Here is a 23,106-nt window from a genome sequence, read left to right on the forward strand (position 1 = left end):
GTGTCGATGCGGCGCGGAACTTCACCAACGAGTACTGGACGAACATCGGAGGCCGTTGGGCGGCCAACCAGGTACGTATCCACCGCGGGCTGCCGCCCCGGTCCGCACCCGCCCCGCGGCGCACCAGGCCGGTATCCGTTCCCCGGCCCGGACCACGCCCCGCCGGGCCGCCCCAGCCCAGGCCTGTTCCCCGCCCTGCCGTGCAGCGGGCGCCCCGGAGGGTGCCGCCGCACCCGTCCCAGCCAGCCGCCTCAGCGCGGCAGGCTGCGCTGCAGCAACGCCTGCACCGGATGCGGGTGAACCGCGCCACTCCCCCTGCCCAGCCCCAACCGCCCGCTCCGCCAGCCGCGCCCGGGCCCCGCACCGCACGCAGGCAGCCTCCGCCGGTACGGCCGCGCCGACCGCAAGGAGGCGGCCGGCCGTGAAGCGCGCGCACTGGATCGGAATCGGCCTGCTCGTGACCTGTCCGGTCGTCCTCCTGAGCATGCTGGCCTTCCTCACCTACGCCTCCGCTCTGGCCGCGGACTCCGAAGAGGACGAGGAACAGGCCTGGGGCGAGCAGGTGCCGGCGAGCGTCGCCGGAATTCCGGCGGTAATGCTCTCCGCCTACTCCTCCGCCGCCGCCCGCACCCCCGAGATCCGGCCCCGTTGCACGGGAATGCGCTGGCAGATCCTCGCCGGTATCGGCGCCATCGAGTCCGGCCACGCCCAGGGCCGCACGGTCTCCGCCTCCGGCGACATCACCCCGCGCATCATCGGCGTTCCGCTCAACGGTTCCGGTCTGGGCGAGAACACCAGCGTCCACAACGACACCGACAGCGGCCGCCTGGACGGCGACGCGTCGTACGACCGCGCGGTGGGCCCCATGCAGTTCATCCCCGCCACCTGGTCCAGCTCGGGCCGCGACGGCAACAGCGACCAGGTAAAAGACCCGCACAACGCGTTCGACGCCACGCTCGCCGCGGCCGGATACCTGTGCGGCGGCGGAACCCGGGACCTCACCGACCCAGCCCAGCTCAAGCGCGCGATCCTCTCCTACAACCGCTCCGAGGCCTACTACCGGAAGGTCCTCGCCCGCATCCACGAGTACGACCAGGCCGCCAGCAGCCCGCCCGCCGCCGGATCGGCACGCGCCCAGGCCGTCATCAACGCCGCCCTCTCCCAGCTCGGAAAGCCGTACGTGTGGGGCGGCGGCAACTTCCGCGGGCCCACCGGCGGCGGCTTCGACTGCTCCGGCCTCACCCAGTACGCCCTCTACCAGGGCACTGGCGGCCAGGTGAAGCTCCCCCGCACCTCACAGACCCAGCGTGGCACCGGGCTCCCCGTCACCAAGGATCAGATGCAGCCCGGCGACATCATCGTCATCAACAACGACGGCAACTGGGGTCATGTGGGCCTCTACCTCGGTGGTGATCAGATGGTCCACGCCCCAAGAAGCGGAAAAAATGTGGAAATCACCTCGATCCGGGGTTACTGGGAGCGGTACCCCTGGGACGTGCGGCGCGTGGTCTCTGCTGCTGGTTGAGGGGCTGGGGGAGCACCCTCTCATTTGAGGCCGGCCAAGCTTGACCGGTACGCCGCACTGTCCGGCCAACACCACGCCGAAACGCTGCGCAGTCTGGTGACGCCGCCTAACGGCGCGTCTCCACCGCCCGCCGACTGAGACGGTGTCTTGCTCGCCGTCACGTTCCTGACTCTCTGAGTCCTTGGTCTGGGTGAGAGGCGGCAGCGAGCCGCCGGAGCGCGGGTGGTGATGGGGATGAAGTCACGTCGGGACGCGGCGGTGGATGTCGTGGTCGACCTGTGCGGATGGCTGGCGGCGGTGCTTTTCGTCGTCGGGTTCGTGCACGGCTGGTGGTGGGGTGGTGATCTCCGCAATATCCCAGGGGGCATAGGGGAATCCGCCGCGACGGCCGCCGCAGAACGGCGCGGCTGGCCGTGGGTGCCGCTGCTGGCCATGATCTGCGGCGGGTTCTACTCGCGCTGGGCCTGGTGCGCACTGGCCGACCTGGCTCGTGGGATAAACCCGAGGGCGCGGCACCGCCGGCGCCCGCCGCGGTTCCCGACCGGCGGGGGCTGCTGATGCCCGGCGGGATCCAGGCGTACGCCGACTTCACCGAGAGCTTTGGCCGATGGATCGAGCAGCTGCGTGCGGCGATCTGGTGGCTGGCCCTGGCCGCTGGTACCGCGCTGGGGATATGGGCCGGGGCATCGGTGTGGTGGCGACAACGCGCGCGGACGGTACTTCGGCAGCGAACGGTGGTCACGCTGGTTCCGGCTGAGGCGTTCGACCCGACGGTGGAGGAGGTCGAGCGGCACGCGGCGCGCCTCGCGCGGGTGCCGTCGACAGGCGGGTGGCTGCCACGGCGGGCGGCCGGGGTGCGGGTGCGGCTGACCTGTGTGGACGGGAAGGTCGCATACCGGCTGGAGGGGCCGACCCGGGCGGCGGCCCTGCTGAGGCTGCCGGCTTTCCCCGATGTCGATGTCATGGACGGCGGAGTCCGGGAGAGCGAGATCCCGCGCATCCGCTTTCACGGTGTCCCCCCAGTCCCCCCGCTGGATCCGGAACCCGCAGAGAACACCGTGGGCACAGCGAAGGGGCGGAAATGACGAGGCGTGTACGGCTGGAGAAGTCCGTGCGGTCCGGCGACTCGGGTGTCGGGGAGCAGTATGTGGCGCGGGCGGAGCTGGTGCTGGCCCGCCCCGATCACCGGCGGCTGACGGCTGCCAGTCTCGATCCGGATCCCCTGCATCTGATGGCCACCGCCTGTGCCCATGTGAACAGTGCGGGCGGTGAACAGGCTGAGCTGATCGTGGATCTGGTGCCGGTGAGCGGCCGGAGGGTGGCGCGGTGGCGGCGGCGGTTGATGCGGCGCGCGCAGCAGCGCGGTCCGTCCGCGTACGGGGAGCAGCTCGGTGGCGGGACGGGCGGCGGTCGGGGTGCGTCGCTGTGGTCGGCCGTGATGGAGGGGCTCGATGCCGGGCGCCCGGCGGTTAAGCAGTTCGGAGGGCGGTCTGCTCGGCTGCCCCGGCAGACCGATCTGGCTGACAGCGTCGGGAAGTTCTTGCCGGCCTCGGATACCCAGGTGTTCGCGGTGCAGGTGCTGGTGCGGGTGACGGCGGGCCATCCGGCTGAGGCGCAGGCACGGCTGCACCAGGTGATGGCGGTGATGGACGCCTGGTCCGGGGAGAACTGGTGGCGGCCGGTCGGGCCGCGCCGGACTGGGTGGCGTCCGTACAGCAGCGTGTGGTGGCGGCGTGCGGGGTTCGAGCGGCGTTACCGCACGGGCGAGTTCGCCCCGGCCAGGCGCCAGTGGGTGACCTCGCGGGAGGTGGCCGCGCTGCTGAAACCGCCCTCGGTGCACTGCTCGGCACAGAACGTGGTGCGGACCGGGGGTGTGGTGCCGCCGGCACCGATGCAGCTGCCCACGTGGACGGGGCAGCCCGGGGTAGTCCCGCTCGGCATCGTGACCGGGACGGACGGCCGGGTGCGGCTGGCCGCCGTACCGCAGGAGGACGTCCTGTTCGGTGCGTCGTTCGGGAAGTCGGGGTTCGGTAAGAGCGAGCTCGCGCTGCTCCAGGCGCTGACCCTGGCCTACTCCGGGTTCGGAATCTGGTTTCTCGATCCCCACGGCGCGGCCGTCAATCGGGCGCTGCCGTATCTGACGCACCCGGCCGTCGCCGACCGGGTGCAGCTGATCGATCTCAGCGTGAAGAAGCCGTCTGAGCGGATCGCGTCGTGGAATCCGCTGTCGATGGAGGGCCGGGACGCCTCGCAGATCCAGGACGTGATCGGCGCTGTCGTCGGGGGCCTTGCTTCTGCGCAGGGGTGGGGTGACCGGGCGCCGCGAGCGCGGGCGATCCTCTCGCACTCCGTTCAGGTCATGGCGCACCTGGCGCTGCACATGTGCCAGCTGGGCCGGCCTGACCTGCAGCCCACCGTGTTCTCGATTCCCAGGCTGCTGACGGACGAGGAATGGCGCGCGACGGTGCTGGAACATCTGCCGCCTCGGCTGCGCCGGTTCTGGCGCACCACGTTCCCCCGGTACGCCGGCGAGGCGGTCCCGGTGGTCACGCAGGTGCTGGAGCAGCTGGAGACTTCCGATTCGCTGCGGGCCTTCCTGGGCCAGCCGCGGTCCAGCTACGACGCCCGCCGCGCCATGGACGAGCACAAGATCGTGCTGCTGCGCTGCTCGGGCACTGGGGGTGGGGATCAGATCATCACGTCGCTGCTCCTGTTCGATCTGTTCCTGGCCGGCCTGTCCCGCGAGGGGCGCGACCAAGACGGGCTGGAGACGCAGTTCGCCTTCGCGGACGAGCTCACCGCGATCGACGGGGCCTCCCGCGGATACCTCGCCGCGATCCTGGAGCAGCTCCGCAAGTACGAGCTCAGGCTGATGGGGCTCACTCAGATGGCCATGCGCCTGTCCGAGGAGACGCGTCAGGCGCTGATGCAGAACCAGTCCCTGCTGTCGGCGACCGCTGCGGACACCGAAGAGGCGTCTTTCGTCACCAGGCGGTTGCCCGGCATCGCCGCCAAGACGTTGGAGCAGATGGGGAAGTACCGCTACGTCATGTCCACGATGCTCCGTGGCGAGCGCACCAGCCCTTTCCGGGTGCGAAGCGTCGCGGTCCACCAGGTCCTCGCCGACTACCACCGCCCCGATCTCCTGCACCGCCTGACCGCCGCCATCGATGCCAGCCTCGATCGGCAGCCGGTCGGGGAGATCCTCGCCCGCCTGGACGGCGACGACGACGGTACGAACCCCGGCCTGGACGACCTTCTGATCACCCATCTCACCCGGCCGTCCCCCGCCGGTCCCGTGACGGGCACCGGCTCGCACAGCGAGGTCGCCTGATGTCCCAGCCCATCGACCGCCGGGCCGCGCTGCCTCGCCTGGCACAGCAGCTCCTGCCCGTGCTTTATCAGCACCGTCTGCTGGCCACGAGTCAGCTTCACCAGCTACTGACCCCGCACACCCGCCGTCCCGTCTATCTGCTGCGTCAGCTCTGTCTCCTGCGCTCTCTGGGTCTTGCTGAGGCCACGGTGCGCCGTAATGGCCGCATGGGTCGCAGCGAGCTGCTCTGGTACATCACCCCGCTGGGCTCCGAGATCGTGGAACGCAGCGGCGAGGTCACTGCCCGTGCCTACCGGATCAGTCCGCAGGCCGCGGCCTCGCAGCTCCAGGAGCACACCCTCGCGATCGTCGACACCGGGCTTGCTTTCGCCCAGTGGGCTCGGGAGCTGGGTGACGAATGCGGCCCCCTGGACTGGGAGCCCGAACTCGCCCACCGCATCCGCGACGGCGAGAACCGCCTGGGCGACGACGCGTTCTTCATCCCGGATGCCGTCCTGCGCTACACCCGGACCACCGAGGACGGCCGCCGCCAGCTGCTGACGTATTTCATCGAGGTCGACCGCGCCACGATGCAGGTCGCCCGCCTCGGCAGGAAGCTCAGCGCCTACGCCCGCTATGCCTCCTACACCGCCCAGGCTTCCCCGGGCCGGCATCACAACAACGCCTCGGGAAACCGGGAGGCGTGGCGGGATCGTTATCCGGCGTTCCCCCGGCTCCTCGTAGTCCTCACCGGGGCTCCAGCCCACGCGCTGGCCCGCCGGGCCGACGACCTGCGCGCCGTGGCCGACACGGACCCGCGCCTGCGCCGCACCGGGATGCTGGCTGCCGGTATCACCACGCTTCAACAGCTCTGCCAGGAAGGGCCGTTCGCTCCCATCGTGACGCCCGTGACGGGAAGCGGGGGCCCCACGGATGTACTGCTCGCCTCTTCCAAGGCCGAAGCCGCCACATGACTCGGAGCTCGCTGTGCCGTTCCCTCTCGGGGAAGGCACGCAGTCTCCGATCTGATGGCCCGATGAAATGTTCAGAGTGAAATATGCGATGCAAGATCGGCGTACGGATTGTGCCGGTTTAATGCACGCCCCGCATATTTGAACTGCAATTACAGGCTGGGTTGTTGAGGATCCATTGCGTAACGTGTGGGTCCTGGCCAGCCACTTGTGGCCGATGAGGTGCGCAACGCGGCCATCACCATGCGCCGCACACACCACGTGGTCGACAAATCCATCAAAGGACATGGGGGCGCAGTGAAACCGTTGGAACAACCAGATCGAGCAACACCCCACAACCGCAATCGAGTCCGGCCGACGGTTCAGCTATTCGTCGCCGTCGCACTCGCTGCTGCATCCGCATGCAGTTCTGGTGATTCGACAGACAACGCATCGGCGTCACCAACCCCGTCGGCAATCAAGTCGTCCACGTCCGCCGATCCCTCCGAGACCGCCAAGACACAGGTCATCGCCACGTATCAGGCGTACTGGAAAGAGATGGAGGCGACCTTCGCAAGCGGGAAATCCCAGGGTACGGATCTGAACAAGTACGCCGCCGCATCCGCGCTTCTCGTCGCGGAGGACGCGGCCAAGAACAGGTACGCCAAAGGCCAGAAGATGACCGGCAGCGTCACCGTTGCGAACCCAACCGTGACCCACCTGGACATCAGCCGCGACGTGCCGACCGCCACCCTGTCCAGCTGCCTGGACATCACACGATGGAAGGTAGTCGAACGGGCCGGCAACAAGCCCGTACCACTTCCCTCGGATCGCCTGACGAGGTACGTCATCGTCTCGACTGTCGAGCAATGGCCCGAGGGGTGGAGGGTCATCAAGGATGACCCGCAGGAGAAGCCATGCTGAGCAGATGGGGCCCGTTCGCAGCGTCGCTGCCGACTGTGGCTGCCCTGGCATTTCCTGCTGCATCCCTTGCAGCCTCCGGCGGGGAACCGTGCGACGACCCGTTTGTCTGCGTGGGTGCTGAGACACCCGCTGAACCACCGCGGCAACCCGGCGGCTCAAGTGACGACAGACCAGAAGAGTCAGGGTCAACCGGAAGCGATCAGGGCAACAGCTGGGTCTGCACTTACTCGAAAATGGATCCCCAGCCCCCGGGTGGCAGCTCCGTGTGGGAAGGGCACAAGCCCGGAGACGGCGCCGTCTACGTGGAACGCTGCTTCTACGAGGACAACCCCGCAGGCACCACGGTAATCCGGATCTTCTGGTCGCAAGAACAACCCGCCGCAGAACCCGCGATCGACCCCGCCATCGTTGCCCAGCGAGCTGTCGACAAAATGCGGCTCCGTGGACCAGCAATCGGTATCACGCCGAAACCCGGCGGCCGGGGCGTAGTCGGCATGCCGGTCTACATGTGGACCACAACCGGTGCCGAGACCTACGGACCGAACACAGCAACCGCTTCAGCCGGCCCCGTCAGCGTGAGTGCCACGGCGCGTGTCTCGCGCATCGTCTGGCGGATGGGCGACGGCGCGACCGTCACCTGCACCACTTCCGGGACCCCGTACACGGCGTCGTACGGAAAGAAGCCGTCCCCTGACTGCGGGCATCGCTACAGCGTCCCGTCTTCCACGACCCCGTCCGGGCGGTTCCACGTCACGGCGACGTCGACCTGGACGATCGACTGGCAGGTGACTGGGGGCGGCCAGACCGGCCAGCTCACCGAGATCCGCGACAGCGCGGTGGATATCACCGTCGCCGAGGTCCAGGTCCTCAACTAGCCCCCTGAACCATCGAGAGGTCCCTTCCGCATGGAATTCCCAGCCGCCGCGCCCTCAGTGCCACGCCCGCAGAGCCCGGCCCGTCCCGAGATTCCCATCACCACGGCTCCCGTCAAGCGTGAGCGGCGCTGGGCCGTCGTCGCTCTGTGCGTCGTACTGGCCGTTATGTGCGCGCTGGGCGCGGCCGCAGCAGTCACTTCCGCCAGCGACCGCGCCCGTGTCCTTGCCGTCGCCCGCGACGTACCCGCAGGGCAGGCCCTGACGGACGGGGACCTGACGGTCGCGGAGGTCTCCGCCGACGCGGCGCTGACTCCGGTCCCCGCCGACGACAAGGCCGCCGTGATCGGCAAGCGGCCCGCCGTCGATCTCCGTAAGGGCGGCCTGCTCACCGCCTCTCAACTGACCGCAGGCACAGGCCTGGGCGATGACCGGCAGCAGGTCGGAGTCCAGGTGAAGCGCGGCCAGGCCCCCGCGGGCACGCTCGCCCCCGGCGACCAGGTCCTCGCCGTCACCACACCAGCGCAGGGGGAGCAGACCGACCCGGAAAACGAGGCGCCGCCCACGAGCATCAAGGCGAGCGTGGTCACCGTCTCCCGTCCTGACGCGTCGGGCACGGTCGTGGTCAACCTCGCCGTCGCTGAGACCGACGGACCACTGCTTGCCACGCGCGCCGCGATGGGCCGTATCGCTCTCGTGCGCGAACCGCGGAGCAGCTGATGCCCGTTACCGTCCTCACCTCCGCCAAGTCCTCAGGGGTCACCACCGCGGCGCTCGCCCTCACGCTGGCCTCCACGCGCCCGAGTCTGCTGGCTGAGTGCGACCCAGCGGGCGGCACGATCCGCGCCGGGTTCATGCGGGGCCAGGTCACCGCCGGGTTCGGTCTCTACCACCTCGCAGCCGCCGAACGGACCGGCCCGGAAGCACTCGCCAACGCCGTCGCTTCCCATCTGTGGCCCATGGATGAGGCCGGGCACCGCAAGCTGCTGCCCGGCCTGACCGATCCGGCACAGGCCGCCGCGCTCAGCCGGACATGGCCGGCACTGTCGGACGTCATGAAGGTCCTGGCCACCGACGCCGGGCACGACGTCTTCGTGGACGCCGGGCGGCTCGCCCTGGAATCAGGCCAGCTGCACCCGGCCCTTACCCCAGCGCCGCTGCTCCACCACGCCGACCTCGTCGTGCTGGTGGTGCGTGGCACGGATCAGTCCCTGACGCTGGCCCGGCATGTCATCGAGCCGCTGCGTGCCGAACTGGATGCGCACGGGTCCGGGGCGAATGCCCTGGGGCTGCTACTCGTGGAAGAAGGCTCGTACCGTGCCCACCAGGTCGCGGACGCTCTCAAGGCTCCGGTGCTGGCGGCACTTCCATGGGATCCGGACGCTGCCGGATACCTCACCGCCGGGGGCCGGCCGCCCCGCGGCTACGCGCGCAGCCCACTGCTGCGTCACGCCCGTACCGCGACGGGGGCCTTCGAGGCAGCCGCGTCCCGGCGCCGGATCCAGCAGGAGTACCCGGCACGGCGGGTCAACCCCCAGCTGGCCGGTGTCCTGCAGCGCCTGACGGCCAACCGCGGAGGCAACCGTGGCTGACACACATCAGCGCCCCGGTGCCAACGGCCACACAGCGCCACTGGACCGTGACGGGCTCGCGCACCTGCTGACCAACCGCATGGCGCAGCGCCGCCCGCCCGAGCAGGGCACCCCGCCGGCTGATCCGGTTGAACAGGCCGCAGCCGACCCGGGTTCGGTGCCGCGGCTGGCGGGTCTGCCGGGTGAACTGCCGGTCGGGTGGGACGTCATCGAGGACCTGCAGTCCAAGGTGTCCGCTGAGCTGACCGATCGCGATCCGGACCGTCTCCTGGAAGAACCGGACCGCCGGGCCCTGGCCCGCTCCCTCACCACGTCCGCCGTCGCGTCCTGGTCGTCCATGTACGCGCAGGGCAACACCCCGCTGACGCCGGCGCAGGAGGAGACGATCGCCCGAGCGGTCTTCGACGCCATGTACCGCGGCGGCCGTCTGCAGTCCCTGCTGGACGAGGACGGGGTCGAGGACGTCATGGTCGACGGGCTGACCGCGCATGTGGAGTACTACGACAAGCCGCGCCGCACGATCGAGCGGGTGGCCGACTCCCACGACGAACTGATCACCTGGGTCAACCGCATGGCCAGACTGTCCGGTCACGGCGAGCGCGGACTGACGCAGAGCACGCCCATGGTGGGTTTCCGGATGCCCGACGGCTCCCGTGTGACCGCATCTCTGCTGACGAGCCGGCCTTCCGTGATCATCCGCCGGCACCGGATCCGCCAGCACGGCATCGCCGAACTCGTGCGGTGGGGATCAATCAACCCCCTGCTGGAGGCGTTCCTGATCGCCTGTGTCCACGCCCGGATGAACGTGCTGGTTGTCGGCGACATGGGCGCCGGGAAAACCTCGCTGCTGCGTGCCCTGGGCCGGGAGATCCCGCCCGCGGAGCGGCTCGTCACCCTGGAGAGCGACCGCGAGCTGTACTTGGACGAGCCCGGGCCCAAGCCGGGCCCGGTGACGTTCGCTTTCGAAGCGCGTCAGTCCAACGGGGAGCGGTCCGGAGACAACCGGCTGGCCGGTGAAGTGACCCTCTCCGACATGTTCGCCACGGCGCTGCGCTACAACGCCACCAGGGTGATCGTGGGTGAGGTCCGGTCCACGGAGATCGTGCCGATGCTCCAAGCGATGTCCGCCGGCGGCTCGGGAAGCATGTGCACGATGCATGTGCGGCGCCCGCACGCCATCGTCTCCCGGCTCGTGCAACTGTGCACGGAGGCCGGTACGGCCACCGAGGCCGCCCACCACCTGATCGCGTCGTCCATCGACGTCGTCGTCTACCTCACCTACCTGGACGAGACCGGCCGGGGCGGCCGCCGGCACCGGTTCGTCTCCCATATCTACGAGGTCCACGACGTCGTGGGTGAGGGCGGCCGGCCCACCACCAGCGAGATCTTCGCCCCCGATACGGCGGCGGGTGAGCCGCGCGCCGTGTTCCAGAACATGCCGTCCAGCGCCTTCATCTCCGACCTGGAACGTACGGGGAAGTTCGACCGAAGCTGGCTGACCAGACATCCGCTGGCCGCATGGGGCCCTCCCCTGCAGACAGTGAGCCCGCGATGACCACATCCCAACTCGCCCTGGTCGCGGCCTGCTGCGCCGTGCTCGCCCTCCTCGCCGCAATCGCCGCCGTACGGGAGGCGCGCGGCCGTGTACCCAACCCCGTCAAACCGGCGCCCCGTCTGGCCGGCCGGGTCCAGCGTGCGAAGGCGGAGCTTCCACAGAAGTGGCGGGATCGCTGGAGGCACCTGGTCATCACGGCCGGGATCGTCGCCCTGGCCGTCTGGGCATGGACCGGGTGGCCCGTCCACGGGCTGCTCGCCGGTGCGGTGATCCTCGGGCTGCCGTTCGTCCTCAACCCGGGCACGGCCGCGAAGGTGCGTATCGAGCGCCTCGAAGCGCTGGGCCAGTGGCTCAACCACCTGTCCGGGATCCACACGGCCGGGATCAGCCTCACCCAGACGATCCTCTCCTCCGCGAAGACAGCACCCGGACCGATCGCCCCGAACGTGCGGGCCCTGGCCGAACGGCTGCGGGCCGGGGTGGACACGCACAACGCGTTCGCGCTGTTCGCCGACGAACTGGCCGACGGTGTCAGCGACCACGTGGTCCTGCTCTTCCAGTCCCACGCTGTCTACAAAGGGCCAGGGCTGTCCGACGCGCTCGAAGCACTCGCCGTCACGATCCATCAGCAGGCCGCCGATGCGCGCGATATCGAAGCTGACCGGGAGAAGGTCCGGAAGAACTCCCGCATGGTGTCCATCGTCATCTGCCTGGTCGTGACCGGCTGCATGCTCAACGGGGCCTGGTCCGGGTGGTACCAGTCGCCCGTCGGACAGATCGTCCTCGCCGTACTCGGTGCCCTGTTCGCCTGGACCCTGTCCTGGCTGCGGCGCATCGCCCGCACGAACCCCGACCCTCGCCTCCTCGATCCCCTGCCCGCCCAGTTCACCATCCCCGCAGGAGGCGCCCGATGATCCCCATGGAGGCCATGCTGCCCGCAGCCGCCGCCGGCGCGCTGATCGGGCTCGCCGTACGAGCGGCCTGGCCCGCCAAGCCGGACCTGGCCAGTGCCCTGGACCGGCTGGACGCCAGCAAGTTCACTCCCGCGCTTCCCGGCACCGCCCCGGCGGTGACCGGCTCACTTCCCGAGCGGGTCGGCGCCCGGCTCCTGCGGGAAGTCGGCGGGCGGATCACCCTGCCGGTCAAAGACCTCAACCTGCTGCGGATCTCCCCCGCTGAACATCTGGGCAGGCGGGTGCTGTTCACGCTGTACGGGCTGCTCCTGCCGCAGCTGCTCCAGGCCCTCCTCGCCCTGGCCGGCACACCCTTCCCGTTCACGGTCCCCGTCTTCTTCTCTCTGCTCCTGGGCGTGCTGTTCTGGGTCTGGCCCGGGCGGGACGTGGCGCGCGACGCGGCTGCGGCGCGTCTGGTCGTGCGGCACTCCGCCGCCTCCTACCTGGAGCGGGTGGCGCTGGCGCGCGTTGCCAACAGCGGCGCCGCGCAGGCTTTGACGCAGACGGCGGAAGTCGGCGACGGCTGGATTTTCGTGCGGATGCGTCAGGCATTCCGCCAGGCGGACCTGGCCGGTGTCACGCCGTGGGAGGCACTCAAGCAGCTCGGTGACGAACTCGACATCCCCGAGCTCACCCGCCCCGCCGACACTCTCGCCCTGGCCGGAGACGGCGCCGCCGTCTACGCCACCCTTCAAGCCCAGGCCCGGCAGTTGCGTATCGCACTGCTCACCGACGCGAAGGCCCAGGCCAACGCGGCATCCGCCGCGATGGTCCTGCCTGTGACCTTCGGCGTGATCCTCATGCTCACCTTCGTGATGATCCCCGTCACGATCACCATCCTCGGCAGCTGAACAGCAAGGAGCACAGAACTCATGAACATCCGATTCCTGACCGTATGGATCCGCAGCCGCTTCGAGCAGCTCAAGGCCGGCCGGGACGCCGGACAGACAAGCACGGAGATGGCGCTCATTGCCGGAGCGCTGCTGGTCGGTGCTGGCCTGCTGGTCCTGGCCATCCGAACCAAGCTCATGGAGAAGATCGGCATCATCAACGGCGGCTGAGCACGGACGGGACGAGAGAAAAGGGGGAGGACAGTGTCCGTACAGACAGGTACCTGGCGACGGTGGCGCTTCGTGGATCGGCTGCGTGGCGACGCGGGCGTCGCCAGCCCGGAGTTCGCGGTCCTGGCCGTGGTCGTACTCGCGTTGGTCTTCACAGCGATCCAGGTCGGTTTCTACTTCCACGCACGCGAAGTCGCTCAGTCCGCCGCCCGCCAGGGCGCCGACGCGGGGCGCCAGTTCGGGGCGGGGCCGGGCGACGGCGTCTCCCAGGCCCAGCAGTTCCTCTCCCGCTACGGCAACAGCGTGCGCGGCGCCCAGGTGTCGTCCTCCGGCAGTACCGCCGAGGAGATCCGCATCACCGTCACCGGGAGCGTCGCCACCCTGGTCCCGGGACTGGAGCTGGATGTCACCCAGCACGCTGCCGGTCCGATCGAACGCTGGACGAACCCGTGACCCGCCTCCGTGCCTGCCTGCGGGCACCCGAGCACCGGGCCCGGGGCAGCTACTCGGTGGAGGCCGCGGTCCTCGCACCCGTGGTGATCGCCCTGCTGGGGCTGATGGTCGCCTTCGGGCGCATCGTGAATGCCGACGGCGCCGTCGACTCGGCCGCGCACGCGGCCGCCCGTGCCGCGTCACTGGAGCGTGACGCCGGAAGCGCCCAGGCCCAGGCGCAGGCTGCGGCCGACCGGAGCTTGAGCGGTGAGGGCGTCACCTGCCGGACCACCAGCGTCGCGGTGGACACCTCCGGCTACAGCATCGACCTCGGTGAGAACGCCACGGTGACCGCGACGATCGCGTGCACCGCGAACCTCGCCGACATCGGGCTTCCCGGCCTGCCCGGATCCAAGACATTGACCGCCCGGTGGACCAGCCCTCTCGACACCTACCGGGGGCGTCAGTGATCACGTGCCTGCGCACGCTCGTGCGGCGTCGTCTCCGCGCCGCGAACGACGGCGGTTCCATGTCTCTGTTCCTCGCGCTCTCCGCGTTGGCGATCATGATGGTCATGGGTCTGCTCGTCGACGGTGGCGGCGCTCTCAACGCCGGATCCCGCGCCACCTCCCTCGCCCAGGAAGCCGCCCGCACGGCCGGTCAGCAGCTCGATCCTGCCCAGGCGATCGAGGGCACCGCCATCACCATCGACCCCGATGCGGCCGTCGGCGCCGCCCAGGACTACCTCGCCGCCGCCGACGTCCAGGGCGACGTGAGCATCACCGACGGCGGACAGACCCTCTCCGTGACCGTGACCGACACGTACAACACGCACTTCGCTTCCCTGCTCGGTCTCGGAACCATCACCGTGACCGGCACCGCCGAAGCCCATCTGCAGACCCAAGCTGGAGGCTGACGCCGTGACCCCCGCCCCCCTGCGCGCCGCCGGTATGGCCCTGCGCGCCCTGTTCGGCCTCGCGCTCCTGGTGGCCCTGGTCGGCGGTGTCCCCTACGTACTGCTGGCGGTGGGTCACCAGCCCACCGAACTCTCCGGCGGCTGGGACCTCCTGCTGAGCCGGGACGACGGAACCCTGTTCTTCGTCGCCCTCACCTGCATCGGCTGGGCCGGCTGGGGCGCGTTCGCCTACTCCGTGCTGGTGGAGATCGGCGCCGTACTCCGGCGCCGCTCCGCACCCCGGATCAAAAGCCTGGGCCCTCTGCAGTCCCTCGCCAGTTTCCTGATCGGCAGCATCGTGCTGCTCGCACCGACCGCCGCGTCCGCGGCCACCTCCCCCGCCATCGCCGCCACCAGCGTTCAGATGGTCAGCGAGACGGGGCCGGGCTCCGCTCCTGCCAGCGCCCCAGGCACCCCGGCCAAGGACAGCGGGCCCACCCACACCGTCACCACATCGACGGAGGCGCCCTGGGATCTCGCGCAGCAGTACCTCGGTGCCGGACAACGCTGGAAGGACCTTGCCGCCCTCAATCCGGACGTGCCCGAACTCGTGGCCGGCGACGCCTACCTGCCCAAAGGGACAGTCATCAAGCTGCCCGCGGACGCACGGCCCGTCGTCACCTCCCAGGCGACGGCTCCTCCTGCGGCCTCCGAGGCGGCGGCCGACGCCGACCGCTCGGACCACCACAGCTCCACCGGCCCTGTCACGGACGGTCCTGAGCGACCGGAGAGCGTCACCGTGAAAAAGGGCGACAGCCTCTGGACGATCGCTGACACGTACGGGGAGCCCACCGACTGGCCCGGCATCTACGCGGCCAACGAGGGTGAACCCCAGCCAGGGGGCGGCACGTTCGATGATCCGGATCTCATCCTGCCCGGCCAGCGCCTCGACCTCCCGCACGCTCAGCCCGCCACGCCCAAGCCGGAACAGCACGACGACCGGGCGCCTGTAACCGAAGAGAAGCCGGCCGCGCCGTCCAGTGATGCGGTCACACCCCCCGCAGCGGAGAACACGGTGCCGTCGGCGCCCGCCACGAAGCCTTCCGGGCAGGAGCAGAGCGCGCCGCCCGCGGAGAACGGGCAGGACACGAGTCCTGCTCCCAGCGGTGACGTACGCCCCTCCCGCACAAGCCCCGGGCAGGCGGCGCAGGTCAAGGACGCGGCGGAGGGCAGCGGTTCGCAGAGCGTTGCCGTCGCGCTGGCCGGCACAGGAGCGCTGGCCGCTTCCGTGGGACTGTTCCTGGCCGGACGGCGGGTGATGCAGCAGCGCCGTCGCCGCCGTGGCCGCCGGATCGCCATGCCCACGGGACGCGCGGCCGCCACCGAATCGGTGCTGCGGAGCATCGACGCGAGTGAGGAACTGCTGCGCTTGGACGCGATGCTGCGGACAGCGGCGGTACATCTCGCCGCGCAGGAGCGCCCTCTGCCCGATCTCGTGGTCGTCCAGCTGGGCGCGGAGGGGGCACGGCTCCACCTCGGTGAAGCAGCCGCGCCGCCGCGACCCTTCACCGCGGACCCGGGCCGGATGGATGTGTGGTGGTGCCCGGCCGACACAGGTGAGCTCTTGGACCAGGCGGAGCTCCGGGACGTCGACCCTCCGTACCCGGCGCTCGCTGCTCTCGGTGCGGACGACGACGGCGGGATCGTCCTCGCCGATTTGGAGCGGCTCGGTGCGATCCACCTGACCGGAACGGTCCGGGAACAGGTGCTGCGCACCCTGGGAATGACGCTGGCGCTGTCTCCGCTGGCCGGGCAGATCGAACTCGCCGTGGCCGGGGAGGACACCGCTCCCGGCCTGTCGATGCTGGACGGCCAGCGGGTCACCCCGTACCCGGAGCTGTCCGGCGCGGTACGGGCCGTCGAACTGCACCACGCCGAACAGCAGGAGGCACTGGCCGCGCTCGGGGAAGAGAGCGATCTCGCGCAGGCCCGGCCGGTGGAGGCTATGGGCGAGCTCTGGCCCCTGATGGTGCTCGCCGATCTGGACAGCTGCCCCGATCCGGAATCGGCCGACCGGCTGTGGGAACTGCTCGGGCAGCAGCCCCGGACAGCGATGGCGATTCTCACCAGCAGCCACGCGCCCCTCACCGGCCGGGACGAGGCGTGGGTGGTGGACACCGACGCGCCGTATGTGACCGTGCCCGGCACCGACGTGCGGATCACCCTGTCGGCGTGCTCGGACGAGGAGTACATCGACATTCTGGAACTCGCACTGACCGCGGATTCCCCTGGCGACGTTCCCGCCCCCGAGACACCGGCCGCCGCTCCGCCGTCAGACGACTGGATCGAGCCCACCCCCGCCCCCGCGGTGGAGGAGCCGGTCACGGCACCGGACGAGACCGGTCCACAGCCGGGCGCCGGGAGCAAGGAACACCGGGCCGGGCCGCTGGCCGCTCTCGCCGACCTCGAAGACGACGCAGACGAAGACGACAGCGAAGCGATCAACGAACCGAAGGCCGCCGCCTGCCCCACGGCTGACACCAGGAAGCGCGGTCTTCCCGCGGCGGCGACTTCCCCTTCCGCAGCCGTGCTGCCCGCTGTCACGCCCGGCCCCCGGGTCAGCGCCCGCCTCCCCGGGCCTTCCGCCGAACCCGACGGTGGTACACAACAGCCAGCTCCCGAAGGTCCAGTGGTGCAGGTGCTCGGTCCCGTCGACCTACACGGCGCCCGGGGGACGATCGCCACCAACCGCCGGACCGTGGCCCTGGAGCTGACCGCATGGCTGGTCCTCCATCCCGGTGCCGACCACCACCAGCTCGATGACGTCCTCGCTCCCAACGGGCGGGTCACCCGCGACACCCGCAATGCCCGTACCGCCGACGTACGCAGGTGGCTCGGCAGCGACGAACACGGCACCCGGCACCTGCCTCACATCAGCGCGCAGCCCGACAAGCGTTACCGGCTGGCCGGGGTCAACTGCGACTGGCTGATGTTCGAGGACCTGGTCCACGCGGGCCAGCAGACCGACGGCAGCTCCGGTGACCAGCTGCTGCGCCAGGCGCTGGAACTCGTCCGCGGCCAGCCTTTCTCCGGGATCCCGCCCCGCCGGTACGTATGGGCGGAGCCGCTCGTACAGGACATGATCGCGAAGATCGTAGACGCGGCCGACGACCTCTCCGAGCGGTGCCTGGAACACGGCGACGGGCGAGGCGCACTCTGGGCGGCCACCCGCGGCCTGGACGCCGCACGGGAGATGGAACAGCTGTGGCGCCAGAAGTTCCGCGCGCTCTCCCTGCTCGGAGATGAAGAAGGACTCGAGCAGTCCATCCGTCAGCTGGAAGACCTGCTGCTCGAACTCGGGTGCTCCATGACCGAAGAGACGGGCCAGACGCTGCGCCTGGTGCAGGCCGCCCGACACTAGGTCACACCCTCCCGTCATCCACCTGCAGACCCGGTAGCCCACCGCCGCGATCGCCTCCCTGATGGAGACCTGCCTGCGCGGGCCACCGCCACAAACGCTGACCCAATTGCTGACCCACTCGGAAAGCTGCACGTCAGCGAGGCGCCGAAAGCGGTCTGCCTGACCGCATCAGAGAAGTCAGCTCACCCTGACGGACCCGGGATCGACCACCGGCAACACGCAGCAGGACCGGTCACGCAGGAGGATCGGCCGCCAGGCACGCACTCTGAAAACGGCCATGGCCGATGGTCGATTGCGCTGAATCGGCCAGCGGATACGCCGTCATGGCGCGGCGGCCTAGTAATGTTCGGCCACATGAGCATTCCAAGCCCCCGGGAGGACCGAGAGAAGCTAATTACTGCTCTCGCTCCCAAGCTGCGCAGGCATCTGAAGATCCGCGCCTTTGAGCACGGAATGGACATCCAGGACGCGACCGAGCACGCCATCAATGCCTGGTACGAAGCCGATGACGTCCCCGAAGTCGACACCGAGGGAGCCAAGACCTGGGGGACGTTCCTCCCTGTCGGCGGCCCTGACGCGTTCAAGGCCGTCTGCTCGGAGCGCGGCATCACCTACGTGCAGGGACTCGCACAGGCCCTGACTCTGTGGCTCGACAACCACCCCTCCCCCACGGCTCCGTTGGTGGCGCAGCCCGTCGTGCGAGTCATAGTCGCCAACCAGAAGGGCGGCGTAGGCAAGACCTTCATCTCCTCCGGCATCGCCCAGGCCCTCGCGGAAGCCGGCCGTCGCGTACTGCTGGTCGACTACGACCCGCAAGGACACCTCACCGCGGAGCTCGGCTTCGAAGACCTCATGTACGAGGACGATGTCGAGACGCTGATGATGCACATGGACGGCTCCGCCAAGGGCGACATACACGACCTGCTGGTCGCCCTGGACCAAAAGCGTTTCGGCGAGCGACTGCATCTGCTCCCCGCGTCCGACGACGCGTTTCTGCGCGATGTCGCCCTCTCCAAGGTCAGCTTCAGTGAGGCAGCGCTGGAACGTGCGCTGGAACCGCTGGAAGCGGACTACGACGTCATCATCATCGATGGCCCGCCCAGCCTGGGGCTGAATATGGACTCCGCGCTGTACTACGTACGGCGCCGCGACGGCGAACTCGCTGACCGGTCCGGCGTCATCACTCCGGTCTGGGCGAACAAGGCGTCACACCGCGCCTTCCGTCTGTTGAAGTCCCAGAAGGACGACCTCTGCCGCAAGGGGCGTATCCAGGTCGACTACCTCGGGCTGATTGTCAACGCCTACGACAGCCGCCGCGGCAAGCTGGTCAAGGAGAACAAGGACGAATGGGAGAAGAGCAGCTCTCCCGGAGTCCTGGCCGTGATCGGCGATCTCAAGGAGGGGCGTGAGGCAGCAGACGGTGAGATCCCGCTCCTGGAGTACGCGCCTGACAGTGAACACGCGCAAGTAATGCGCGACCTTGCGAAGGAGCTCGCCGTATGACTCCCCCCACGCAGCGGGTCACCCGCGGCTTCAGCGTCAGCGACGACGGGACGGACACCAAGCCGACCCCGCGTCGTATCAGGACGCGTCAGCAGATCATGAGCGGTGAGGGCAAGCGGCCTCCGGCGGCGGTTGAACTCAAGCTGCTGGCTCACAACCCGTTCAACCCGCGCGAAGAGCTGACGGACGTAGAGGAGACAGCGGCCTCTCTCAAGGAGAGAGGCCAGCTTCAACCCCTCGCCGTCGTACGGCGGGCAGCCTTCCTGACAGTTCACCCCGACCAGGAGGAGAAGATCGGGGCAGCTGAGTATGTCGTGATCGACGGCAACCGACGCCTGGCCGCCGGCACCCTGGCGGGCCTAGTGGAACTGCGTATCGATGTCAACGACGCCCTCGCGGCGAGCGCTGCGGACATCCTGGAGTCCGCGCTGATCGCCAACATCCACCGGGTCGACGTACCAGCACTGGACCAAGCGAAGGCAATCCAGGAACTACTGGCCAAGTATAAGACGCAGGAGAAGGTCGCCCAGCGGCTCAGCAAGTCCGGGGCCTGGGTGTCCCAGCGCCTGGCTCTGCTCCAACTCCCTGAGGATCTCCAGGAGAAGGTGGAATCGGGAGAGCTGAAGGTCAAGGACGGGCGACGTATCGGCCGGTTGCCCAAAGACGAGCAGCGCGAAGAGGCAGAGAAGGCTCTTAACCGGGTTAAGGCACCCCGGAAGCCCAGGGCGCCAGCCAAAGCCCCTGACGCTCCGACGCCGGAAGCCTCTGTACCCGCTCAGACCATCCCGGAACGCGAGAGCGCACCAGAGCCCGCTTCCGTCCTTAACCCGGTTAAGGACGACGCCCCGTCTGATGAAGCCTCGGAGCTCCTGCTCGCACTCCCCTGGACGGACCCAACGTGGTTCGACCGGGAGCTGCGCAAGCACATGTCGCCAGAAGACCGGAGCAGGCTGGTCTGGCTACTCCAAGCCGAGGAAGTCAGCTGATCTCTCCTCTTAACCCGGTTAAGAGGGAACCAGAGACCGCTAGCAATCTGATCGCCCGTACGTGCCGCTCCGGCTTTCCGGAAGCGGGGTGGGCGGCCAGTGGGAAGCAACTCCCTGAAACACAAAGGCCCGTACCCCCGCAATGTTCGCGGGGGTACGGGCCTTTGTCGTGTTCGGTCGTGCGGAGTGTCAGGCCGCCCAGGTCGCGGGCAATGGTCCGTGGTCGGGGTTGGGGATCGTGGCTGCCGCTGCCGGAGCGGCCGGGTGCCGCATGGCGGTGACCGGAACGGCACCAGGCTCGGTTTCGGGTGCCCAGACCATGCGCCAGGTGTCGTCCCACTCGCACCCGCAGTCGTGGTCCGGGTGTGGGTGCCGTAAGAACGCGCCGTGGGTGTGGACGGCGCGTGGGATGCGGGGGATGAGTTCGGCCGAGTCGTCGCCGGGGTAGAGGTGGAGGTTCCGCCAGCCGTGGACGCGGTCCATGTACGCGGCGGCGGCCTCGATGATGTCGGCCCACCTCTGGTGCCCGAGCACGAGGAACGCAATCGGGTAGAGGTGGTCGTCGGTGGGGTCATCGAGCCCGGTGACGTGCAAGCCGCGGTGGGCGATGAAGCCGTTCCCCGCCGCGTCCTCGCCAGGGGTCCAGAGCTGTTCGACGGGGTGCGTGGTGCCGTCGCCCTCGCTGGTCTCGATCTCGTACAGGGCCGGGGCGGTCACGCGCTCACCCCCGCGACGGCGTCGGCCAGGAGCGCGGCGATGTCGACACCGTGGGGGTCGGCGTAGCTCTCGTGGTCGCTGACGTCGAACGGCGCGTCCTTGGCGATGACGGTGAGGCCGGGGATGACGGTGGCCGCCCGGCCCGACAGTTCGGTGTTGAGGCGGTCGGCGGCGCGGCAGGCGAGCCAGGTCTGTGTGTAGGGACCGAGGCGCAGCAGCGTGAGGCTGGTGCCGTCGCTGCGGCGGGCTTCGACGTGGACGCCGTAGTGGGCGGGGTCCATGCCGATGTTGTTGGGGAGGAGCAGGTTCGCGGCGGCGTGGGTGAGCATCGCGTAGGCCGGCTGCCAGGCGCCGAGGATCGCGGTGGTTTCGCAGCGCAGCCAGCCTCGGTTGGTGTAGCCGAGCTGGTGGCCGTGGAGGTAGGCCGCGGCGTGCGGGGTGTCGGGGTGGACTACGGCGACGGCGATCATCTCGGTGCCGTGGTCGTCGCCGGGGCGGGGGTGTGCGCGTTCGATGAACGGGCCGACCCGCACGGCGATGTCCTGGGCGCTGCCGGGCGTCCAGGGCTCCGGGTCGCGTACGGCGGCGAGCATCGCGCGGAACGCGTCGACGACGACCTGGTCCTCGAGGGAGAGGGCGCCAGGGGCGTGGCCGCAGCGACGGAAGGAGGGGCGCTTCATCGGGTGGGCTCCTGTTCGCGGGTGGGGTGGGTCCAGGGCAGGGCGAGGCCGTCGCCGGCAGTACGGGGGACGAGGTGGCCGTGGAGGTGGAACACGGTCTGCGTGGCCGCCTCACCGCAGGAGGTGAGGTAGTTCCACTGGCCGCCGATCTGAGCGGCGAGTTCGGCGGCGCGCATCTGGACGGTGGCGGAGACGACGGGGTCCGTCGTGAAGTCGGCGACGTGGCCGCGGGGCAGGACCAGGAGGTGGCCGTCGGTGCAGCCGCCGCTGCGGGGCACGATCGCGAGGGCGTCGGCCCATTCGTGGACGATCGTGGCCGGGGCGCCGTCGTGGATGATCTGGCAGAACGGGCAGTCGGGCCGCGGGTGCTTGCGGGGGACCGGCGGCCGGTTGATGTGGTGGTGGGTGACCTGGATTTGGGCGCCGGCCTCCTGCATCCGGTGGCCGATGGCGTCGGCGATGGCGGGTGCGCGGTGGCGTCCGTACCAGCAGTTCACCAGGAGCTGGACAGGGCGGCCGTTCGCGGCTGCGCGGAGCGCGGTGAGTTCGTGCACGGCGTCGTTGATGATGCGGGCCGCGCCGGGGGTGTTGAGGACGTAGTCGCGTACGCCCGCGTCCTGTCCGGTCTGGCGGGCGACGACGTCGGCAAGGTTGGGGTCGTCCGGCGGGTTCAGCAGGGCGTCGGTCAGGTTGATGGCGAGGACGGCGGCGCGGTAGCGGGGCGGGGGCGGGTCCTGCCAGCGGGCGCCGAAGGAGTCGATGAACACGTCGTACACGGGGCCTCCAGGCTCGTACGAAGTAGGGGTTGCGCGCGGCGGCCGCGCAGGCTGCGGGCCGCCGCGCGGGAGACGGGCGGGTGTCAGGGCGGCGAGGGCGGTGGCGGGCGCGGCGCTGTGTGGGGGTGTGGCTGTGGGTCAGTTGGTGAGGCGGATCGGCATGAGGAGGTAGCGCAGCGCCTGGTCGTCGCTGCCGTGACCGCGTAGCACGGCGGGCTTGGTGCTGGTCGTGAACTGGAATTCGACGGCTTCGGTGGTGAGGGCGCTCAGGCCGTCGAGGAGGTAGCCGGGGTTGAAGGCGATGGTGAGTTCGTCGCCGTCGAGGTTGGTGTCGACGTCGTCGATGGCCTGGGCGTCGTCGCTGGTGCCGGCCTCCAGGCGGAGGGTGCTGTCGGCGGTGAAGGTGAGGCGGATCGGGGACTTGCTGCTGGCGACCAGGGCGACGCGCTGGACGGCGGCCTTGAGCGCGGCGATCTCCACCGTGGCGGTGTGGTTGAACTCGGACGGGAAGAGGCCCTGGTACTTCGGCAGTTCGCCTTCGAGGGCGCGCAGGGTGGTGGTGCTGTGGAGGCTGCGCACCGTGAACAGGCCGTTGGAACCGGAGGCGTCGGGCAGGGTGAGGTCGACGGTGGCGTCGTCGGCGACGGCTTTGACGGCGTCCAGGAGGGCCTTGCCGGGGGCGAGTGCGGTGCGGTCGGCTGCGAGGTCGCGGTTCTTCCAGGGCAGGGTGCGGACAGCGAAGCGGTAGCGGTCGGTGGCCGCGAGGGTGACGGTGCCGGCTTCCTGGTCGTGCCGCAGCTGAATACCGGCGAGGACGGGCAGGGCGTCGTCCTTGCCCACCGCGCCCGCGACCTGGGTGACGGCTTCGGCGAAAGCCGGGCCGGGCAGCGTGCCAGAGGGGGTGCCGGGCGCGGGCAGGGCCGGGTACTCCTCCAGGGGCAGGGTGGGCAG

At 69.8% G+C, this 23,106-nt stretch carries 23 protein-coding genes; 19 read left to right on the forward strand and 4 right to left on the reverse strand.

Annotated elements, in window-relative coordinates:
• Positions 1-421 precede the first annotated feature (421 nt).
• The 19 genes from WH07_RS16220 to WH07_RS16310 all read left to right on the forward strand — a co-directional run bounded on the left by WH07_RS16220 (position 422) and on the right by WH07_RS16310 (position 19,982).
• Positions 422-1,525, forward strand: a complete 1,104-nt coding sequence (locus WH07_RS16220) for a C40 family peptidase (RefSeq protein ID WP_052744417.1) — start codon at positions 422-424, stop codon at positions 1,523-1,525.
• Between the two features lie 234 nt (positions 1,526-1,759).
• Positions 1,760-2,083, forward strand: a complete 324-nt coding sequence (locus WH07_RS16225) for a hypothetical protein (protein WP_157877360.1) — start codon at positions 1,760-1,762, stop codon at positions 2,081-2,083.
• Positions 2,083-2,610, forward strand: coding sequence for a hypothetical protein (locus WH07_RS36260; protein ID WP_052744418.1), 528 nt, complete (start codon positions 2,083-2,085; stop codon positions 2,608-2,610). Before WH07_RS16225 ends, WH07_RS36260 begins: the two co-directional genes overlap by 1 nt.
• Positions 2,607-4,859, forward strand: coding sequence for a type IV secretory system conjugative DNA transfer family protein (locus WH07_RS16235; RefSeq protein WP_052744419.1), 2,253 nt, complete (start codon positions 2,607-2,609; stop codon positions 4,857-4,859). Before WH07_RS36260 ends, WH07_RS16235 begins: the two co-directional genes overlap by 4 nt.
• Positions 4,859-5,812, forward strand: coding sequence for a replication-relaxation family protein (locus tag WH07_RS16240; RefSeq protein ID WP_046500620.1), 954 nt, complete (start codon positions 4,859-4,861; stop codon positions 5,810-5,812). The genes WH07_RS16235 and WH07_RS16240 overlap by 1 nt, the downstream gene beginning before the upstream one ends.
• A gap of 207 nt (positions 5,813-6,019) precedes the next feature.
• Positions 6,020-6,712, forward strand: a complete 693-nt coding sequence (locus WH07_RS41165) for a hypothetical protein (RefSeq protein WP_232788929.1) — start codon at positions 6,020-6,022, stop codon at positions 6,710-6,712.
• 302 nt (positions 6,713-7,014) lie between these two features.
• On the forward strand, positions 7,015-7,587 hold the full coding sequence (locus WH07_RS41170) for a hypothetical protein (RefSeq protein ID WP_052744423.1): 573 nt from the start codon (positions 7,015-7,017) through the stop codon (positions 7,585-7,587).
• A 30-nt stretch (positions 7,588-7,617) separates the two neighbouring features.
• Entirely contained in the window at positions 7,618-8,304 is a 687-nt protein-coding gene (locus tag WH07_RS16255) for an SAF domain-containing protein (protein WP_046500623.1), read from the forward strand.
• Entirely contained in the window at positions 8,304-9,176 is an 873-nt protein-coding gene (locus WH07_RS16260) for a MinD/ParA family ATP-binding protein (protein ID WP_046500624.1), read from the forward strand. Before WH07_RS16255 ends, WH07_RS16260 begins: the two co-directional genes overlap by 1 nt.
• Complete coding sequence (locus tag WH07_RS16265) at positions 9,169-10,731, forward strand: CpaF family protein (protein WP_052744420.1); 1,563 nt, start codon at positions 9,169-9,171, stop codon at positions 10,729-10,731. Before WH07_RS16260 ends, WH07_RS16265 begins: the two co-directional genes overlap by 8 nt.
• Entirely contained in the window at positions 10,728-11,645 is a 918-nt protein-coding gene (locus WH07_RS16270) for a type II secretion system F family protein (RefSeq protein WP_052744421.1), read from the forward strand. Before WH07_RS16265 ends, WH07_RS16270 begins: the two co-directional genes overlap by 4 nt.
• Positions 11,642-12,535 (forward strand): type II secretion system F family protein, encoded by an 894-nt coding sequence (locus WH07_RS16275; RefSeq protein ID WP_046500625.1) that lies wholly within the window; start codon positions 11,642-11,644, stop codon positions 12,533-12,535. The genes WH07_RS16270 and WH07_RS16275 overlap by 4 nt, the downstream gene beginning before the upstream one ends.
• A gap of 21 nt (positions 12,536-12,556) precedes the next feature.
• On the forward strand, positions 12,557-12,745 hold the full coding sequence (locus tag WH07_RS16280; RefSeq protein WP_046500626.1) for a hypothetical protein: 189 nt from the start codon (positions 12,557-12,559) through the stop codon (positions 12,743-12,745).
• Between the two features lie 72 nt (positions 12,746-12,817).
• Entirely contained in the window at positions 12,818-13,198 is a 381-nt protein-coding gene (locus WH07_RS16285) for a TadE family protein (RefSeq protein WP_046500640.1), read from the forward strand.
• Positions 13,195-13,647, forward strand: coding sequence for a TadE/TadG family type IV pilus assembly protein (locus tag WH07_RS16290; protein WP_046500628.1), 453 nt, complete (start codon positions 13,195-13,197; stop codon positions 13,645-13,647). Before WH07_RS16285 ends, WH07_RS16290 begins: the two co-directional genes overlap by 4 nt.
• A 59-nt stretch (positions 13,648-13,706) precedes the next feature.
• The gene (locus WH07_RS16295; RefSeq protein WP_046500641.1) at positions 13,707-14,093 is read left to right on the forward strand and encodes a pilus assembly protein TadG-related protein; all 387 of its coding nucleotides are present in this window, start codon (positions 13,707-13,709) and stop codon (positions 14,091-14,093) included.
• A gap of 4 nt (positions 14,094-14,097) precedes the next feature.
• Positions 14,098-17,493: a LysM peptidoglycan-binding domain-containing protein gene (locus WH07_RS16300; protein ID WP_052744422.1), complete on the forward strand. Its 3,396-nt coding sequence runs from the start codon at positions 14,098-14,100 to the stop codon at positions 17,491-17,493.
• Positions 17,494-17,847: 354 nt separating this feature from the next.
• Positions 17,848-18,996 carry a ParA family protein gene (locus tag WH07_RS16305; RefSeq protein ID WP_046500643.1) on the forward strand — a complete coding sequence of 383 codons (1,149 nt, stop codon included), beginning with the start codon at positions 17,848-17,850 and terminating at the stop codon, positions 18,994-18,996.
• Positions 18,993-19,982, forward strand: a complete 990-nt coding sequence (locus WH07_RS16310; RefSeq protein WP_046500630.1) for a ParB/RepB/Spo0J family partition protein — start codon at positions 18,993-18,995, stop codon at positions 19,980-19,982. The genes WH07_RS16305 and WH07_RS16310 overlap by 4 nt, the downstream gene beginning before the upstream one ends.
• Positions 19,983-20,171: 189 nt before the next feature.
• On the opposite strand, the gene WH07_RS16315 is transcribed toward WH07_RS16310, so the two are convergent.
• From WH07_RS16315 to dnaN, 4 genes are all read right to left on the reverse strand, one after another.
• Positions 20,172-20,699 carry a hypothetical protein gene (locus WH07_RS16315; RefSeq protein WP_046500631.1) on the reverse strand — a complete coding sequence of 176 codons (528 nt, stop codon included), beginning with the start codon at positions 20,697-20,699 and terminating at the stop codon, positions 20,172-20,174.
• Entirely contained in the window at positions 20,696-21,379 is a 684-nt protein-coding gene (locus WH07_RS16320) for a hypothetical protein (protein ID WP_046500632.1), read from the reverse strand. Before WH07_RS16320 ends, WH07_RS16315 begins: the two co-directional genes overlap by 4 nt.
• The gene (locus tag WH07_RS37610) at positions 21,376-22,155 is read right to left on the reverse strand and encodes an HIT family protein (RefSeq protein WP_079023279.1); all 780 of its coding nucleotides are present in this window, start codon (positions 22,153-22,155) and stop codon (positions 21,376-21,378) included. The genes WH07_RS16320 and WH07_RS37610 overlap by 4 nt, the downstream gene beginning before the upstream one ends.
• 138 nt (positions 22,156-22,293) lie before the next feature.
• A partial coding sequence (gene dnaN / locus WH07_RS16330) for a DNA polymerase III subunit beta (RefSeq protein WP_046500633.1) occupies positions 22,294-23,106 on the reverse strand: 813 nt, incomplete at its 5' end.

Source organism: Streptomyces odonnellii (genome assembly GCF_000981895.1).
GTDB lineage: Bacteria > Actinomycetota > Actinomycetes > Streptomycetales > Streptomycetaceae > Streptomyces > Streptomyces odonnellii.

Excerpts from the sequence above, each read along its gene's own strand:
- WH07_RS16240 (WP_046500620.1), top strand. The coding sequence starts at position 4,859 with ATGTCCCAGCCCATCGACCGCCGGGCCGCGCTGCCTCGCCTGGCACAG.
- WH07_RS16225 (WP_157877360.1), top strand. The coding sequence starts at position 1,760 with ATGAAGTCACGTCGGGACGCGGCGGTGGATGTCGTGGTCGACCTGTGC.
- WH07_RS16305 (WP_046500643.1), top strand. The coding sequence starts at position 17,848 with ATGAGCATTCCAAGCCCCCGGGAGGACCGAGAGAAGCTAATTACTGCT.
- WH07_RS16235 (WP_052744419.1), top strand. The coding sequence starts at position 2,607 with ATGACGAGGCGTGTACGGCTGGAGAAGTCCGTGCGGTCCGGCGACTCG.
- WH07_RS16255 (WP_046500623.1), top strand. The coding sequence starts at position 7,618 with ATGGAATTCCCAGCCGCCGCGCCCTCAGTGCCACGCCCGCAGAGCCCG.
- WH07_RS36260 (WP_052744418.1), top strand. The coding sequence starts at position 2,083 with ATGCCCGGCGGGATCCAGGCGTACGCCGACTTCACCGAGAGCTTTGGC.
- WH07_RS16270 (WP_052744421.1), top strand. The coding sequence starts at position 10,728 with ATGACCACATCCCAACTCGCCCTGGTCGCGGCCTGCTGCGCCGTGCTC.
- WH07_RS16275 (WP_046500625.1), top strand. The coding sequence starts at position 11,642 with ATGATCCCCATGGAGGCCATGCTGCCCGCAGCCGCCGCCGGCGCGCTG.
- WH07_RS16280 (WP_046500626.1), top strand. The coding sequence starts at position 12,557 with ATGAACATCCGATTCCTGACCGTATGGATCCGCAGCCGCTTCGAGCAG.
- WH07_RS16260 (WP_046500624.1), top strand. The coding sequence starts at position 8,304 with ATGCCCGTTACCGTCCTCACCTCCGCCAAGTCCTCAGGGGTCACCACC.
- WH07_RS16295 (WP_046500641.1), top strand. The coding sequence starts at position 13,707 with ATGTCTCTGTTCCTCGCGCTCTCCGCGTTGGCGATCATGATGGTCATG.
- WH07_RS16310 (WP_046500630.1), top strand. The coding sequence starts at position 18,993 with ATGACTCCCCCCACGCAGCGGGTCACCCGCGGCTTCAGCGTCAGCGAC.
- WH07_RS16320 (WP_046500632.1), bottom strand. The coding sequence starts at position 21,379 with ATGAAGCGCCCCTCCTTCCGTCGCTGCGGCCACGCCCCTGGCGCCCTC.